Source organism: Burkholderia mycopellens, assembly GCF_964265025.1.
Lineage (GTDB): Bacteria > Pseudomonadota > Gammaproteobacteria > Burkholderiales > Burkholderiaceae > Burkholderia.
Window position 1 is genome coordinate 3775464 of sequence record NZ_OZ183802.1, and the last position, 13300, is coordinate 3788763.

Annotated in this window: 14 protein-coding genes; 8 read left to right on the plus strand and 6 right to left on the minus strand. The window is 69.8% G+C overall.

The window, feature by feature from the left end:
• The first annotated feature begins 301 nt into the window (after positions 1-301).
• Positions 302-805 carry a hypothetical protein gene (locus tag ACPTTC_RS17605; RefSeq protein WP_175971034.1) on the plus strand — a complete coding sequence of 168 codons (504 nt, stop codon included), beginning with the start codon at positions 302-304 and terminating at the stop codon, positions 803-805.
• A 209-nt stretch (positions 806-1014) separates the two neighbouring features.
• Positions 1015-2040 (plus strand): XdhC family protein, encoded by a 1026-nt coding sequence (locus tag ACPTTC_RS17610; protein ID WP_085041961.1) that lies wholly within the window; start codon positions 1015-1017, stop codon positions 2038-2040.
• A 110-nt stretch (positions 2041-2150) separates the two neighbouring features.
• Here the strand turns inward: ACPTTC_RS17610 and ACPTTC_RS17615 are convergent, their stop codons facing one another.
• The 6 genes from ACPTTC_RS17615 to fliE form a co-directional block, all read right to left on the minus strand.
• On the minus strand, positions 2151-2885 hold the full coding sequence (locus tag ACPTTC_RS17615) for a PepSY-associated TM helix domain-containing protein (RefSeq protein ID WP_423393223.1): 735 nt from the start codon (positions 2883-2885) through the stop codon (positions 2151-2153).
• A 269-nt stretch (positions 2886-3154) separates the two neighbouring features.
• A complete protein-coding gene (locus ACPTTC_RS17620; RefSeq protein ID WP_226198621.1) occupies positions 3155-3472 on the minus strand; it encodes an EscU/YscU/HrcU family type III secretion system export apparatus switch protein in 318 nt (105 codons plus the stop codon).
• Entirely contained in the window at positions 3469-4797 is a 1329-nt protein-coding gene (locus tag ACPTTC_RS17625) for a flagellar hook-length control protein FliK (protein ID WP_423393224.1), read from the minus strand. The genes ACPTTC_RS17620 and ACPTTC_RS17625 overlap by 4 nt, the downstream gene beginning before the upstream one ends.
• A 129-nt stretch (positions 4798-4926) precedes the next feature.
• The gene (locus tag ACPTTC_RS17630; RefSeq protein ID WP_226198623.1) at positions 4927-5259 is read right to left on the minus strand and encodes a flagellar protein FliT; all 333 of its coding nucleotides are present in this window, start codon (positions 5257-5259) and stop codon (positions 4927-4929) included.
• The gene (gene fliS / locus ACPTTC_RS17635) at positions 5256-5690 is read right to left on the minus strand and encodes a flagellar export chaperone FliS (RefSeq protein WP_205788887.1); all 435 of its coding nucleotides are present in this window, start codon (positions 5688-5690) and stop codon (positions 5256-5258) included. Before fliS ends, ACPTTC_RS17630 begins: the two co-directional genes overlap by 4 nt.
• 194 nt (positions 5691-5884) lie before the next feature.
• Entirely contained in the window at positions 5885-6229 is a 345-nt protein-coding gene (fliE, locus tag ACPTTC_RS17640; protein ID WP_011353512.1) for a flagellar hook-basal body complex protein FliE, read from the minus strand.
• A 249-nt stretch (positions 6230-6478) separates the two neighbouring features.
• Here fliE and fliF point away from each other — a divergent pair, with 249 nt between their 5' ends.
• From fliF to ACPTTC_RS17670, 6 genes are read left to right on the plus strand one after another with little or no spacing between them, the layout of a single operon-like run.
• Positions 6479-8242, plus strand: coding sequence for a flagellar basal-body MS-ring/collar protein FliF (gene fliF / locus ACPTTC_RS17645; protein ID WP_423393225.1), 1764 nt, complete (start codon positions 6479-6481; stop codon positions 8240-8242).
• A complete protein-coding gene (gene fliG / locus ACPTTC_RS17650) occupies positions 8232-9227 on the plus strand; it encodes a flagellar motor switch protein FliG (protein ID WP_011353514.1) in 996 nt (331 codons plus the stop codon). Before fliF ends, fliG begins: the two co-directional genes overlap by 11 nt.
• On the plus strand, positions 9220-9903 hold the full coding sequence (fliH, locus tag ACPTTC_RS17655; RefSeq protein WP_226198625.1) for a flagellar assembly protein FliH: 684 nt from the start codon (positions 9220-9222) through the stop codon (positions 9901-9903). Before fliG ends, fliH begins: the two co-directional genes overlap by 8 nt.
• A 32-nt stretch (positions 9904-9935) precedes the next feature.
• Positions 9936-11459, plus strand: a complete 1524-nt coding sequence (fliI, locus tag ACPTTC_RS17660) for a flagellar protein export ATPase FliI (RefSeq protein WP_423393375.1) — start codon at positions 9936-9938, stop codon at positions 11457-11459.
• Between the two features lie 5 nt (positions 11460-11464).
• Entirely contained in the window at positions 11465-11923 is a 459-nt protein-coding gene (gene fliJ / locus ACPTTC_RS17665) for a flagellar export protein FliJ (RefSeq protein ID WP_423393226.1), read from the plus strand.
• 31 nt (positions 11924-11954) lie between these two features.
• Complete coding sequence (locus ACPTTC_RS17670; RefSeq protein WP_423393227.1) at positions 11955-13298, plus strand: flagellar hook-length control protein FliK; 1344 nt, start codon at positions 11955-11957, stop codon at positions 13296-13298.
• Positions 13299-13300 lie beyond the last annotated feature (2 nt).

Sequence of the window (13300 nt, forward strand, 5' to 3'; positions counted from 1 at the left end):
ACCGGCATTGAACTCTTGCATCCGCCAAACTAGCATTCAGTCGGTCGACCGCGCGAACCCGCACAGTCCATACCAGACCGGGATTGCGACGCAGCATGAGCGCCGCGCGATGCAATCGACTTCATCGAAACGCATTTCCATTAAACAGAAATTCATCGCGTATTCATAAACAATTTTTCAGCATCTTTTTAATTAATCAAAATTAAAACCGGATAATCCGGTTGCCGGTATTGTATTGCCTCCGTCCGGAGGCATGTCGCTGCACCTGTCCGAAGTTCAACAAGAACCAGAGAGGTCTGTCATGAGCAATACATTGGTCAACGTCACGGCGAAGGTCGAAATCAACGCGGCCAACCAGACGATCGCGGGGCTCAGGGATTATCAAAGCAAGAACTGGGCGATCGGGCTGAACGGGGATACGCTGGCACCGGACGGTTTCCTGACGTTCTTCACCGAGCGCAACCTGCCGTTCAGCTACTACGTCCGCGCACGTGGCGTCTCGGTCGGCGAGCCGAGCGCATACCAGGCGAACATCGAGACGCTGACGCAGCACATCGCCGCGATTCGTGCGTCGGAGACGAACCAGGTCCAGGCGACGATCCGCGAGCTCGAGCTGTACAAGTCGAGGAACTGGGCGATCGGCCTGAACGGGACGACGCTGCAACCGGACAATTTCCTGCCGTTCTTCGGCACCCGCTCCGTGCCGTTCGAGTACTACGTGCGCAGCGGCGGCGTCGAGCTTGGCACGTCGAACGCGTATGACAACAACATCCGCGCCCTGACGCAGTACCTGGGCTCGCTCTGACGGAGCACCCCGCCGGGTGGATGTATCCGCCCGGCGGCCTGCCGGCGGCCCGTCCCGGGCCGCCCTGTCCGCCTTCCTCGCTGCTCCGTCTCCCCCTTCCCCGTTTTGCGCGTTCCCCGTCGCCTGCACGCTTGCCGCGGCCGGTTCATAATCGCGCCATCGAACGGCGGCCCGCATCGGCGGTGTCGCCCGGCAACAGGAAGAAGATGATGGAAAGCGTCGATCTCGATGTATTGAAATCCAGCGCGCGCTGGCTCGAAGAAGGGCGCCGCGTGCTGCTGGTGACGGTCGTGAAGACGTGGGGCTCGTCGCCCCGCCCCGAAGGCGCGATGCTCGCGGTGCGCGAGGACGGGCTCGTGGTCGGCTCCGTGTCCGGCGGGTGTATCGAGGACGACCTGATCGCCCGCGTGCACGCGAGCGGGATCGCGGCCGACGCGCGCCCGGAAGCGCTCAAGTACGGCGTGACGGCCGAGGAGGCGCACCGCTTCGGGCTGCCGTGCGGCGGCACGATCCAGCTCGTGCTCGAGCCGCTCACGCGCGACAGCGGGATTGCCGCGCTGTGCGCGGAAGTCGAGGCCGGCCGCCTCGTCACGCGCACGATGACGCTCGCGACGGGCCGCGCATCGCTGTCACCCGCGCAGGCGGCCGACGGGCTCGCGTTCGACGGCGAGCGGCTCGTGACGATCCACGGGCCGCGCTATCGAATGCTCGTGATCGGCGCCGGCCAGTTGTCGCGCTATCTGTGCCAGATCGCGGTCGGGCTCGACTACCAGGTGACGGTGTGCGATCCGCGCGAGGAATACACGGATGCGTGGGACGTGCCGGGTACGCGTGTCGTGCACACGATGCCCGACGATACGGTGCTCGACATGAATCTCGATGCACGGTCGGCCGTGATCGCGCTCACGCACGATCCGAAGCTCGACGATCTCGCGCTGATGGAGGCGCTGAAGACGCCCGCGTTCTACGTGGGCGCGCTCGGTTCGCGGCGCAACAACGCGGCGCGGCGCGAGCGGCTGCGCGAATTCGACCTGAGCGAAGCGGAACTGGGCCGGCTGCACGGGCCGGCCGGCATTTATATCGGCAGCCGGACGCCGCCGGAAATCGCGATCTCGATCCTCGCCGAGATCACCGCCGCGAAGAACAACGTGTCGCTGCCGACGATCCTGCAGGTCGAGGGCGCGAAGGCCGCGCGCGAAATCGCGGCGAACAGCGGCGCGGCCTGCGGCCTCTGATCGCTAACGGCTCCGGCACGCGGTCGCGCCGGGCACGCCTTCCCGACGAGCGAAGCGGACGAAACCAATGAAACGGCACGCGCCGGCGCCAGGCCGACGCGTGCCGCCGATCAGGTCAGGCCCGCGGCCAGCGCCGCGGCGACCGAACCGACCACCAGCACGACGCCCACCGTGCGGCGCTTGTTCAGCTCGGTCCACAGCAGCACGCCGGTCAGCGACAGCAGGATCAGCGAGCCTGCAATCGTGTCCATCAGCAGCACCCAGCCGAGATTCATCCCGACGCCGCGATGCAGGTTGTTCAGCGTGGTCAGGAACGTGTTGCCCGTGCGCTTCACCGCGACGTAGCCGTTGCCGACCCAGTATTCGGCCTGCAGGTTCTGGTGCGGTCCGAACAGGCCCATCTGCCAGTGCTCCGGCTGCATCACGCGTTTGTCGCCCCACGCGACGGGCTGCGCGGGTTCCTGGCGCATGCGGCCCGGCTTGCCGTCGAAATGCAGTTCGTGCTGCAGCCACTTCGTCATCGCGGCGGGCGTCTTCGGCGCCGGATCGGGCAGCGCGATCTGCATCTCCTCGACCTGCGGCTCGCCGGTCGAAATCTTCAGCGGCGGCGCGCGGTGGTTGAGCAGCACGCCCGTCACGCCAAACAGCAGCCCGAGCACCGCGCCCCACAGGCCGACCCAGCCATGCACCTTGCGCAGCCACTTGATGAAGGTTGCGCGGCGCGAACGCTGGCGGCGCGCGGCCAGTTCGTCGTCAGTCAGCGGGCGGGCCGCCGGGTGCAGCACGGTGACACCCGCGCGGGCAGTACCCGTCTGGGGCGGATTGATCGTTTCGGGCGCGTTCACGCGAAAGGGTCCATTCGTTCAAAACAACGGGCGGCGCGCAGAGCCTGCGCGCCGCCCGAGCGGCATGAAAATGAGAATGGATATCATTACACAAATCGATAGCCGGCTCAATCCGCCCGGTTACATGGCGGCGAGCCCCGCGACAGGGCGAATTCCGACGAAGCAGACACATTGCTTCATGATGCGGGAAGATAGGAAGGGAATATCGACAGAATGACCTTGCAAGGCCAAGACGGCATTTCGTAAGAAATCGCACGATGCCGAGCCGTTCAACGCAGCGGCGGCAGCGGAAAGCGCGGTGCGGCGTCGTCCGGCGCGGGTTCGGTACGGTCGAGCGCGTACAGCCACGCGAGCAGATCCGCGACCGCCTGGTAGAGCTGCGGCGGAATCCGGTCGTCGAGGTCGACCTGCATCAGCAGGGACACCATCTCCGGCGCCGTATGCACGTACAACCCCGCATCGTGCGCGCGCGCGACGATCATCTCGGCGAGCGCGCCGTAGCCCTTCGCGACCACGCGCGGCGCGGCATCACCGCCCTTCGGATCGTAGACGAGCGCGGCTGCGCGCTTGCGGGACGCCATGCTCATTGCAACGTCTCCTCGTCGGTATCGGGCGCACGCGTCGTCGGGCCGCCGGCCGAGGCTGAACCGCGTGCATACGCGGCCGCCGCCGCCTGGGCCGCAAACAGGTCGAAGCCGTCCGGGCCGTCGTCGACCGCGCGGATCGACAGCCCGCCCACCTTGAGCCCCGACACTTCGAGCCGCTGCCGCAGTGCCGCCTCGTGCCGGGTGAGACGGTCGGCCCCTGTCTGGTTCGCACGCAGCCGCGCGACGAGTTGCGTGCCGTTCAGCACCAGCTCCGCGTCGACCGTGCCGAGCGACGGCAACGTCAGCGTGAGGCGCGTGCGCCAGGCGATGCCGTCGCCCGAGTCGCCGTCGCCGCGCGGCGCGCGGCTGCCCGGATCGTCGGGCTCGATCGTCCAGTCGAGCCGCGCGCCGGGCCATGCCTCGCCGGCCCAGCGAAACTGGTCGGTCGCGAGCGCGTCGAGCTGCTGCCTGACGAGCGGCACCGCGGCCGGATGCACGGGCGCAAGCGTCTGCGCCTGGGAATCGGACGATGCGGCGGCCAGTTCGGCTCGCGCGGGCGTCCAGCGTGCATCGGGCCGATCGCCGAGCAGATCGGCCGTCTCGGGCGGCAGCGACGCCCCTTGCCGCGCACCCGACGGCAGGGCCGGTGCGGGATCGCGAGCCGCCGCGCCGCCCTGGGCGGGCGTGCCCGGCTGCGCCGCTGCGCGCGCGGTCGCCGGCAACGGCGAGCGCTGCGCGAGCAGCTCGTCGAGCGGGTCGGTCGAGCCGTGCTGTGCGGCATCCGGGTCAGCCGGCGCGAGCGCGGCCGCGAGGCGTGCCTGCGGCTCGCGCATCAACGCCGCGAGCGGACGCTGACCGGCCAGCCACTGCGCGAGATGGGATTCATAGAAGAGGCCGCTTTCGCTCACCGCCTGCGCGAGCGCTGCGCGCAGCGCGGCAACCGGCAAAGTCGTAGCCGCTTCGCGCGCCGCGGAAGCCGGCGTGGAAGACGCAGCCGGATCGGGCGCGGCCGGCGCGGCCGCGTCGGTCAGCAGCACGGTGGGGTCAGCCAGCAGCGGCGCACGCCCGGCAATGGCCGGCGTCGAGTCGCCGCCCGCGCGCGAGATCGCGTCGAGCACGCGCCCGACATCGGACAGCGCGGTCTGGGTGGAAGCGGGCGGCGCGGCAGGCGGACTGCCGGCCGGAGGCGTGGACGGCGCGCCGGTGCCCGGCGTGCCGACCTGTGAGGTCGCGCCGCCGCCGGCGGGCGCCGACACGGTGCCGGTCAGCAAGCTGTCGAGGCGGCTCGCCAGCAGTGCGGCCGCAACGGGGTCGATACCGGTCATGATCGGAGCCTGGTCACCTCAGCCACATCGTGGCGAATCCGGGAACGACACACCGGTGCCGTCCGCGGGAACTGCGCGTCTGCCGCAACGGGCTCGTGCGCCCCGCGCCCGTTTCCCCGGAAACGGGCCCTACCCGCGCGCGCGGTAGAGATCGGTCAATACCTGGGTCGAGCGCCGCGCCTCGAACAGCGCGGACAGCCGCGCGACGTCCGGGCTCGCGAGATCGCGGATCGCGGCGTCGTCGGCCAGGATGCGGCGGATCAGGTCAAGCTTGCGGCCGAGATCCGATTCGTCGAGCACGACGCCCGGGTCGGCTTCCTTCAGCCCGTCGACCAGCTGCATGAATTCGGCCTGCAACCCCGGCAACGCGCTCCAGTCGGCGCTGCGGGCGGCGCCCAGCATCCGGCCCGACACGGCGGCAAGCGCCTCGTAACGTTCGAAGTATTCGGCCTTGCGATTCATCTCGATGCTTCCACTGCCTGTTGCGCGGCCATCCGCGCGACTTCCGGGGCGATTCCCGTCCATGCTTCCTCGAGCGTCGCGAGCAGCCCGTCGACCTCGACCAGCATCGCGTCGCTCGCCTGCGCATTGGCCTCGAGCAGACGCCGGCTGATATACGCATACAGCGCGTCCAGCCGCTCCGCGATCTCGCCGCCCGCGTCGCGGTTCAGCGATGCCTTCAGCCCGCTGTCGACGATCCGGATCGCCTTGCCGATCGCTTCGCCGCGCGCGGATACATTGCCCTGCTGCAAATGCATGCGCGCCAGCGCAACCGCCTGCCGCGCGCCCTGGTACAGCATCGCGATCAACCGGTGCGGGGAGGCGCCCATCACCCCCGTCTCGACGCCGACACGCGCGTATGCACTGGCTCCAGCGTGTCCTGGGGAAAACATGCGCTTCTCCTTGTTGTGCGTTGGCTATACGGGAACCGCCGCCGTGCATCGCACGACGCGGCCTTCACCGGAGTTATCGGAAGGGATTTGGAAAGCTTTAGGCAAGCGGAGCATGCCGCCTGGCGCGGCAAGGCCGGCCCGCAGGCCCGCCCGGATGGCCGTGCGCGGAGCGCTTTCCCCGGATAGCCGTCCTGTCAGACCGACATCTGCATGATGTCGTTGTAAGCGCTCACTAGCTTGTTGCGGACCTGGAGCCCGAACTGGAAGCCGATGTTGGCTTTCTGCATGTCGACCATCACGTCGTTCAGCGACACGTTCGGCGCGCCGACCTCGAACGCCTGCGCCTCGCCGAGCGCGTGCTGCTGGTCGCCGCTGATCTTGTCGAGCGACGCCTTCATCGCGCTCGCGAAGGTGCTGGCCGTCGCCGCGCCCGAGCCGGCCAGTGCCGCCGTCGGGCTCGCGACGCCGCCGGACGCCTGCGCGGCCATCGACTGCATCTGTTGCAACACCGAACCGATTCCGCTGACGTTCGCAGTCATGCTGTCCCCAAAACTGAGAGAAGAGACCCGGACGCACCGGGAGATCCGCCGGCGCTGCACCACGCGCACCATGCCGGATTCCGAAAAAGGATAGCAGCGCGCCGCGCGTCAAAGCCGAGAAAGTACGGGGGAAACCCCGCTCTTTTCGGTCGATCGGAATACGGCCCGGATCACGATAATCGCATCGTGTCATTGTCCGCCCGCTCGTCCGAGCGAGCTCAGTCGTCCCGCTCCGGAGAAACTCGACGCATGGATTCGCAGGCCAACTCGCTGATCAACCCAGACGCCCGCGCGGGCCTCGCCAGCCCGGCGCCCGGCGCCGCCGCGGCCGCCGCGTTGCCGGGCGCGGGTGGCGCAGGCGCGGACTTCGGGCTTGGCGGCTTCGCGGAACGCATCCCCGGCATCTCGCGGATGAAGGGCAACCCGAAGCTGCCGTTCCTGATCGCTGTCGCGTTCGCGGTCGCCGTCATCACCGCGCTCGTGCTGTGGAGCCGCGCGCCCGACTACCGCGTGCTGTACAGCAACCTGTCGGATCGCGACGGCGGTGCCATCATCGCCGCGCTCCAGCAAGCAAACGTTCCCTACAAGTTCGCCGATGCCGGCGGCGCGATCCTCGTGCCGTCGAACCAGGTGCATGAAACGCGCCTGAAGCTCGCCGCGATGGGGCTGCCCAAGGGCGGCTCGGTCGGCTTCGAGCTGATGGACAACCAGAAATTCGGCATCAGCCAGTTCGCCGAACAGATCAACTACCAGCGCGCGCTCGAAGGCGAGCTGCAGCGCACCATCGAATCGATCAACGCCGTGCGCGGCGCGCGCGTGCATCTCGCGATCCCGAAGCCGTCGGTGTTCGTGCGTGACAAGGAAGCGCCGAGCGCGTCGGTGTTCGTCGACCTCTACCCGGGCCGCGTGCTCGACGAGGGCCAGGTTCAGGCCATCACGCGAATGGTGTCGTCCGGCGTGCCCGACATGCCCGCGAAAAACGTGACGATCGTCGACCAGGACGGCAACCTGCTGACCCAGACCGCGTCGGCATCCGGCCTCGACGCGAGCCAGCTCAAGTACGTGCAGCAGGTCGAGCACAACACGCAGAAGCGCATCGACGCGATCCTCGCGCCGATCTTCGGCGCCGGCAACGCGCGCTCGCAGGTCAGCGCGGACCTCGATTTCTCGAAGGTCGAGCAGACGTCGGAAAGCTACGGCCCGAACGGCGTGCCGCAGCAGGCCGCGATCCGCAGCCAGCAGACCAGCAGCTCGACCGAGCTCGCGCAGGGCGGCGCGTCGGGCGTGCCGGGCGCGCTGTCGAACACGCCGCCGCAGCCGGCTTCCGCGCCGATCGTCGCCGGCAACGGCCCGAACGCGCCGCAGGCGACGCCGGTGAGCGACCGCAAGGACCAGACGACCAACTACGAGCTCGACAAGACGATCCGCCATCTCGAGCAGCCGATGGGCAGCGTGAAGCGGCTGTCGGTCGCGGTCGTCGTCAACTACCAGCCGGTCGCCGACGCGAAGGGCCACGTGACGATGCAGCCGCTGCCGCCCGCGAAGCTCGCGCAGGTCGAACAGCTCGTGAAGGACGCGATGGGCTACGACGAGAAGCGCGGCGACTCGGTGAACGTCGTGAACAGCGCGTTCTCGACCGCGAGCGACCCGTACGCCGACCTGCCGTGGTGGCGCCAGCCGGACATGATCGCGATGGCGAAGGAAGCGGCGAAGTGGCTCGGTATCGCGGCGGCCGCGGCGGCGCTCTACTTCATGTTCGTGCGCCCGGCGATGCGCCGCGCGTTCCCGCCGCCCGAGCCGGTCGCGCCGGCGCTCGCCGCGCCGGAAGACCCGGTCGCGCTCGACGGCCTGCCGGCGCCGGAAAAAGCCGAGGAACCCGACGCGCTGCTGCTCGGCTTCGAGAGCGAGAAGAACCGTTACGAACGCAACCTCGACTACGCGCGCACGATCGCCCGCCAGGATCCGAAGATCGTCGCCACCGTCGTGAAGAACTGGGTGTCCGATGAACGCTGAAGGCTTGACCAAGAGCGCGCTCCTGCTGATGTCGATCGGCGAGGAAGAGGCCGCGCAGGTATTCAAGTTCCTCGCGCCGCGCGAGGTCCAGAAGATCGGCGCCGCGATGGCCGCGCTGAAGAACGTCACGCGCGAGCAGGTCGAGGACGTGCTGCACGAATTCGCGAAGGAAGCGGAGCAGCACACCGCGCTGTCGCTCGATTCGAGCGACTACATCCGCTCGGTGCTGACCAAGGCGCTCGGCGAGGACAAGGCCGGCGTGCTGATCGACCGCATCCTGCAGGGCAGCGACACGAGCGGCATCGAGGGCCTGAAGTGGATGGATTCCGGCGCCGTGGCCGAGCTGATCAAGAACGAGCATCCGCAGATCATCGCGACGATCCTCGTGCACCTCGACCGCGACCAGGCGTCGGAAATCGCGTCGTGCTTCACCGAGCGGCTGCGTAACGACGTGATCCTGCGGATCGCGACGCTCGACGGCATCCAGCCGGCAGCGCTGCGCGAGCTCGACGACGTGCTGACGGGCCTGCTGTCCGGCAGCGACAACCTGAAGCGCAGCCCGATGGGCGGCATCCGCACCGCGGCCGAGATCCTGAACTTCATGACGAGCGTGCATGAGGAAGGCGTGCTCGAAAGCGTGCGCCAGTACGACGCCGAACTCGCGCAGAAGATCATCGACCAGATGTTCGTGTTCGAGAACCTGCTCGACCTCGAGGACCGCGCGATCCAGATGGTGCTCAAGGAAGTCGAGTCGGAAACGCTGATCATCGCGCTGAAAGGCGCGCCGCCGGCACTGCGCCAGAAGTTCCTCGCGAACATGTCGCAGCGCGCGGCCGAACTGCTCGCCGAGGATCTCGACGCGCGCGGCCCGGTACGCGTGTCCGACGTCGAGACGCAGCAGCGCCGCATCCTGCAGATCGTGCGCAACCTGGCCGAGAGCGGCGCGATCGCGATCGGCGGCAAGGCGGAAGACGCGTATGTCTGATTCGGCGAGCGATCGCGCGGGCACCCTCACCGCGTACCAGCGGTGGGAGATGGCGTCGTTCGACCCGCCGCCGCCCCCGCCGCCGCCCGACGACGCGGCCGCCGCCGCCGCCGCGCTCGCCGAGGAACTGCAGCGCGTGCGCGACGCCGCACATGCCGAAGGCCATGCGGCCGGCCACGTCGAAGGCCAGGCGCTCGGCTACCAGGCCGGTTTCGAGCAGGGTCGCGCACAGGGTTTCGAGGCCGGCCAGGCCGACGCACGCGAACAGGCCGCGCAGCTCGCGGCGCTCGCCGCGTCGTTCCGCGAGGCCGTGTCGGCCGTCGAACACGATCTTGCCGCCGACATCGCGCAGCTCGCGCTCGACATCGCGCAGCAGGTCGTGCGCCAGCACGTGAAGCACGACCCGGCCGCGCTGGTTGCCGCCGTGCGCGACGTGCTCGCCGCCGAACCCGCGCTGTCCGGCGCGCCGCATCTCGCGGTGAACCCGGCCGACCTGCCCGTCGTCGAAGCCTACCTGCAGGACGATCTCGATGCGCTCGGCTGGAACGTGCGCACCGACGCGTCGATCGAGCGCGGCGGCTGCCGCGCGCACGCCGCGACCGGCGAGGTCGACGCGACGCTGCCCACGCGCTGGCAGCGCGTCGCCGCCGCGATCGGCAAGGTGAGCACGTGGTGACGCGGCCGCCCGAGGCGCTCGCGCACGACGGCATGACGCCGCTGGAGCGCGAACTCGCGCTCGCGTCGTTCGGCCCGCACGCGCACGACGCCGCGCCGGACACCGCACAACACCCCACCCCGCACGCCACCGCTGCAGCGGCCGATGCACCCGGCGCCGCACCGCGCGCACCGCACAACCCGCATCTCGCGCACTGGCGCAGCCACCTGAACGGGCTCGCCGCGCGCAGCCACCACGCGTTGCCGCTGCGGCCGTGCGGGCGCCTGACGCGCGCGGCCGGCCTCGTGCTCGAGGCGATCGGGCTGCGCCTGTCGGTCGGCGCCGAATGCACGATCGAACTGCCGCCCGGCAGCACGCTGCCGCACGCGCAAGCCGAAGTCGTCGGCTTCGCCGGCGATCGCCTGTTCCTGATGCCGACCACCGACGTCGCGGGCGTGCTGCCCGGCGCGCGCGTGTGGCCGCTCGAAAGCGCGCCCGTCGCCGATCCGCTCGCGGGCGCGAAGCGGCTGCCGGTCGGCTGGGAGATGCTCGGGCGCGTCGTCGACGCGTCGGGCCGCCCGCTCGACGGCCTCGGCCCACTCGCATCGAAGGTCGACGCGCCGCTGTCGGCGCCGTCGATCAACCCGCTCGAGCGCGAACCGATCCACCACGTGCTCGACGTCGGCGTGCGCGCGATCAACGCACTGCTCACCGTCGGCCGCGGGCAGCGGATGGGCCTGTTCGCGGGTTCGGGCGTCGGCAAGTCGGTGCTGCTCGGCACGATGGCGCGCTACACGAGCGCGGAAGTGATCGTGATCGGGCTGATCGGCGAACGCGGCCGCGAAGTGAAGGAATTCATCGAACAGATCCTCGGCGAGGACGGGCTCGCGCGCTCGGTCGTCGTCGCGGCGCCGGCCGACGTGTCGCCGCTGCTGCGGATGCAGGGCGCAGCCTACGCGACGTCGCTCGCCGAGTATTTCCGCGACCAGGGCAAGCACGTGCTGCTGCTGATGGATTCGCTCACGCGCTACGCGATGGCGCAGCGCGAGATCGCGCTGGCGATCGGCGAGCCGCCCGCGACGAAGGGCTACCCGCCGTCGGTGTTCGCGAAGCTGCCCGCGCTCGTCGAGCGCACCGGCAACGGGCCGGAAGGCGGCGGCTCGATTACCGCGTTCTACACGGTGCTGACCGAAGGCGACGACCAGCAGGACCCGATCGCCGATTCGGCGCGCGCGATCCTCGACGGCCACATCGTGCTGTCACGCACGCTCGCCGAGGCCGGCCACTACCCGGCGATCGACATCGAGGCGTCGATCAGCCGCGCGATGACCGCGCTGATCGACGAAACGCATCTCGACCATGTCCGGCAGTTCAAGCAGATGCTGTCGCGCTACCAGCGCAATCGCGACCTGATCGCGGTCGGCGCGTATGCGCCCGGCCGCGACGCGCAGCTCGACCGCGCGATCGCGCTCTATCCGCGCATCGAGGCGTTCCTGCAGCAAGGCTTTCGCGAATGCGCGCCGTTCGCGTCGAGCCTTGCCGGGCTCGATGCCCTGTTCGACGCTTACGGAGGCTGATCCAGATGGCACCCGGCTTTCCCCTTCAGTTGCTGCTCGACCGCGCGCAGGAGGATCTCGACTCCGCCGCGAAGCAGCTCGGCACCGCGCAGCGCGACCGCACCGCGGCCGCCGAGCAGCTCGACGCGCTGCTGCGCTACCGCGACGAATACCATGCGCGCTTCTCGCAATCCGCGCAGCACGGGATGCCGGCCGGCAACTGGCGCAATTTCCAGGCGTTCATCGACACGCTCGAGGCCGCGATCGCGCAGCAGCGCAGCGTGCTGGCCGCGGCCGAAGTCCGCATCGACGAGGCACGCCCGAACTGGCAACAGAAGAAACGCACCGTCGGTTCGTTTGAAATCCTGCAGGCGCGCGGCGTCGCGCAGGAAGCGAAGCGCGACGCCCGGCGCGAACAGCGCGACGCCGACGAACACGCCGCGAAGATCCTGCGCATGCGGGCCGATGCGGCCCGTTCGTCGTAACCGACCACCGCATTCGAACGAGAGAACCGTCATGCCTCCCCTGCCCCTGCTCGGCGCGCTGCTCGACACCGCCGGCGCCGCACTCAAGGCCGCCCGCGGCTCGGGTCCGTCCGGCGCCGCCGGCAACGATGCCGCGACCGCCACGACCGCCGCGCCGTTCGCACAGACGCTGAAGCAAAGCGTCATCACCCGTCGCGATGCGTCGGATTCCGGTGTGCCGGACGCTTCGACGAAACAGGCTTCGTCGAAGCCGGCCGCCGGCACGAAGCCGTCCGCTACCGATGACGACGACGCGACCGACGATACGACCACGAGCGCCGCCACCAACCCTGACGCCGCCGCGCTCGCGGCTGCCGTGGCCGTGCAGGCGCAACTGCAGGCGCGCACGGACAACGCGACGCCGGCCGATGCGGCAGCCGCCGCGGCCGCCGCGGCCGCCGCGCAAAAGACGGCCGTGTCCGGCCAACCCGACGCCACGGCTACGCTGGCGGATCACGCGGCCACCCAGCCGGCCACACCGGCATCGAGCCGCGATGCGCTGCAGGAAGCGCTCGCCAAGCTGACGGGCGGCTCGGGTGCGATCGCCATGCCCGCGACCGGCACGACGGCGTCGACACCCGCCTCGACCGCAGCGACCGGCACCGCCGCGCCGCTGACACCGAAGGTGCCGACCTTCGAGCGCACGCTCGCCGATGCGAAGGGCGCGCTCGCCACCCAGCAAACGCCGGTGCAAGCCACCGCGCAAGCGCTGCAGGCCAACGCGAACGCGCAGTCGGGTGAGCAGCACGCGCTCGCGGCAGCCGGCGACGCGGCGGACCCGGCCGCCAGCGCGACGCTCGCGGCCGGCGCCACGGCTGCGGCCGCGGCCCAGGCGAACCTGCAGCTGTCGCCGGCCGCGAGTGCGATCGCCGCGGCAAACGCGCACGTGCTCGCGCCGCACGTCGGCACGCCGGACTGGACGGACGCGCTGAGCCAGAAGGTCGTGTTCCTGTCGAATGCGCACCAGCAGAGCGCCGAGCTGACGCTCAATCCGGCCGATCTCGGGCCGCTGCAGGTCGTGCTGCGCGTCGCGGACAACAACGCGCACGCGCTGTTCGTGTCGCAGCACGCGCAAGTGCGCGAAGCGGTCGAAGCCGCGCTGCCGAAGCTGCGCGAGGCCATGGAAGCGGGCGGGCTCGGGCTCGGCAGCGCAACCGTCAGCGACGGCGGCTTCGCTTCGCAGCAGCAGAACCCGCAACAAACCTTCGCCGGCGGCCAGTCGTCCCGGCGCGGGAACGGCGGATCGTCAGCCGCCGATGCACCGGTCGACGTTGTGCAATCCGCACCGGCCGCCGCAAGCGTGAGCCGCGCCGGCCTCGTCGATACGTTTGCCTGAGC